Annotated in this window: 5 protein-coding genes; all 5 read left to right on the top strand. The window is 28.1% G+C overall.

Annotated features, from left to right (window positions below):
• The first annotated feature begins 178 nt into the window (after positions 1 to 178).
• Positions 179 to 616: a hypothetical protein gene (locus ACVFVN_RS14595; RefSeq protein WP_456235851.1), complete on the top strand. Its 438-nt coding sequence runs from the start codon at positions 179 to 181 to the stop codon at positions 614 to 616.
• 229 nt (positions 617 to 845) lie between these two features.
• Positions 846 to 1,397, top strand: a complete 552-nt coding sequence (locus tag ACVFVN_RS14590) for a hypothetical protein (protein ID WP_456235850.1) — start codon at positions 846 to 848, stop codon at positions 1,395 to 1,397.
• The gene (locus ACVFVN_RS14585; RefSeq protein WP_456235849.1) at positions 1,398 to 1,547 is read left to right on the top strand and encodes a hypothetical protein; all 150 of its coding nucleotides are present in this window, start codon (positions 1,398 to 1,400) and stop codon (positions 1,545 to 1,547) included.
• 294 nt (positions 1,548 to 1,841) lie between these two features.
• The gene (locus ACVFVN_RS14580; protein WP_409508896.1) at positions 1,842 to 2,093 is read left to right on the top strand and encodes a type II toxin-antitoxin system ParD family antitoxin; all 252 of its coding nucleotides are present in this window, start codon (positions 1,842 to 1,844) and stop codon (positions 2,091 to 2,093) included.
• A complete protein-coding gene (locus tag ACVFVN_RS14575; RefSeq protein ID WP_456235848.1) occupies positions 2,086 to 2,385 on the top strand; it encodes a type II toxin-antitoxin system RelE/ParE family toxin in 300 nt (99 codons plus the stop codon). The genes ACVFVN_RS14580 and ACVFVN_RS14575 overlap by 8 nt, the downstream gene beginning before the upstream one ends.
• Positions 2,386 to 2,707 lie beyond the last annotated feature (322 nt).

Below are 2,707 nucleotides of genomic sequence, written 5' to 3'. Positions count from 1 at the left end.
CGCAAATTGGCTTTTCATATTGCTTTTTTTATTAACTTAACAATCTGAAAAAGCCATTTGCTACGTTTGTGAATCCTTGAACTTTTCGTTCTTCGAATTCCCGCACTTCGCAAAGCCTTTTTCGTTAGCTGTAATGTTTGAAAAACGCACTGTTAATTAACAGAAGAAATAAATCTAAATGAAAAAAAATATACTTTTCTTGATTGTTTTTATGCCTTATTTTGTTTTTTCTCAAAATAAAATCAATGATTTGAAAAATTTGAAAGGAACTTGGAAAGGTTCATTCGAAGGATATAAAGTAACTGCAAATATAAATGATGATAAACCATTAATTACTTTTATTAATTTTCAAAATCAAAAATTCAATGTTTTGGAAGGTTTAATTTCTGAGAATAAAGTTGGAGAAATTGAAATAGAAATTAAAAAAGCTACTTTATCTTATTGCGAAAAATGTAATTTCACATATGGTAAAATTAAAATCATATGCAAAAATGAAAGCGAAATTATAATGAATATAAATGATGTTGGTCCAAGCTATTGGAGAAGTTATGATGTTGAAGAAGGAATGACAGATATAAATAATTTAAATTTAACAAAAACACAAATTAAAGAATAAGAAATTTGTTGTACAAAAAAACACTACAGCTAACATTGTATTGGCAAAATGCGGGGTTTAGGTGTTGAATTGAAAAGCAGAAAAAATAATCCGCTCATGCTTTTCAATTCTGCAAATTTTTGTAAGTTAGCACAATCGAAAAAGCATTCGCTACGTTTGTTCTTTCTTGAACTTTCTGTTCTTCGAAAGCCCGCACTTCGCCAATACTTTTTCCGTTATCTGCAAGCGTATGACCAACATTCCGTATTACTTAGGAGGATATAATATCATTAAATTAAAACCAATAGATTTTGGAATTTTAAATGGTAAAATATCTCATACTTGTTCAAGTTGTATCAACTTTTCAATTTTCGATACGTGGACTCAAAGTTGGGTAAAACAAGGTTTGGACGAAAATGAAAAAAAGGAATTAAATCTTAACGATGAAAAAATCGAGAAAATACAGAAATGGACAGAATCAAAATTTGATAGTTTAGCAAATCTTTTTACAACATTTGAGGATGCCAAAGAATTTAAAAATTTATTTTTAAAAGACATTTGTGATTTAGAGATTTATAGCATTAATTTTTCTGAAACAGATGCGAACTTGTTAATTAAAGAGTTCGGAGAAGGAATTGGAACAGAAAATTATAATTATAACAATGGTGATTTTGTTTTAAGAAAAAATTTATTGAATAAATTTCTAGAAAATCCAAATGAAACATTTTTAGGTTTTGACATAATCGGAGTTGAATGTGATGGTTCATTCCATAGTTTTATTTGTAATGATGCAAGTGAATAATTGATAGAAAAATTTGGTTTACAACTCAACGACAATGGTTTGTTTGAAAATATTCCTGAATCAGAAGAACTACGAAATTTTTTACGAAATGAAGATTATTTTGAACCTGTTCCTTATTACATCTGCAAAGTGAAAAAACTGATTTATTAACAACGCCTGCAGATAACAGTGTATTTGCAAAATGCGGGATTTAAATCATAGTTGAAAAGCATCAACAATTTACACGCAAAAATGCTTTTCATCTTGATTTTATTTGTAATTTAACAATCTGAAAAAGCATTTTGCTCCGCTTCGATCTGAATTGAACTTTCAGTTAAATTCAGCCCGCACTTCGCAAATACTTTTTCGTTAGACGTAATTTTACAAGCGCAGTTCCCAAAGAAAAATTTGTATAAATTACCAAAATTTGGTAACTTTGATTATTGAATTTTAAATTAAGTAAAAATGGGACGAAATACATCTGTTTCTTTAGGAAATTATTTTGAGGATTTTGTTGATACAAAAGTTACTCAAGGAAGATATAAAAATGCAAGTGAAGTAATTCGAGCAGGATTGAGACTTTTAGAAGAGGAAGAAAATAAAATTCAAATTCTAAAAAATGCAATTCAAGAAGGAATTAATAGCGGAATTGCAAAAGATTTTAATCCAAAAAAGCATCTAGAATCTTTAAAAGCCAAAATGAAAAGTAATGGCTAAATATTTTTTAACAAATAAAGCTGTTGAAGATCTTTCTAAAATCTATGAATACACCTATGAATTTTGGTCGGAGAATCAAGCTGATAAATACTATGAAGAGCTAATTAATTTTTGTCTATTAATTGCTGAAAATCCAAATATAGGAAAGAATTATGCTGAAATTGATTCTGATTTCTTTGGATTTCTGGCACACAAACACATCATTTTTTATAGAATTATAAATCAAAATGAAATTGAAATTGAAAGAATTCTTGGAGCAGAAATGGATTTGAAAAATAGAATTAAAGAATAAAAAACTACGCCTAACATTGTATTGGCAAAATGCGGGATTTAAGGCGAAATTGAACTTTTTGTAATATTTAGCCACCAATATTTTCCAATTCCACATTTTTGTTTAACTTAGTTCCATTGAAAAAATATTGGCTACGATTGGTCTGAACTTGAACTTTCGTTCAAATTAAGCCCGCACTTCGCAAAGCCTTTTTCAGTTAGCAGAAAGACTTACCAAACAGTACTCTATAAATGAAACACCAAATTTTATTTCTGATTATTTTTACATTTTCATTAAATATTTTCGCACAAAAAACAGAAAAAATAAAATTAGAAAATCCTGA

The organism is Soonwooa purpurea, assembly GCF_053891095.1.
This window is presented reverse-complemented; position numbering and strand designations above follow the sequence as displayed.

Bases quoted from the DNA above. Each gene is read 5' to 3' on its own strand.
- ACVFVN_RS14595 (WP_456235851.1), top strand. From the start codon at position 179: ATGAAAAAAAATATACTTTTCTTGATTGTTTTTATGCCTTATTTTGTT.
- ACVFVN_RS14590 (WP_456235850.1), top strand. From the start codon at position 846: ATGACCAACATTCCGTATTACTTAGGAGGATATAATATCATTAAATTA.
- ACVFVN_RS14580 (WP_409508896.1), top strand. From the start codon at position 1,842: ATGGGACGAAATACATCTGTTTCTTTAGGAAATTATTTTGAGGATTTT.
- ACVFVN_RS14575 (WP_456235848.1), top strand. From the start codon at position 2,086: ATGGCTAAATATTTTTTAACAAATAAAGCTGTTGAAGATCTTTCTAAA.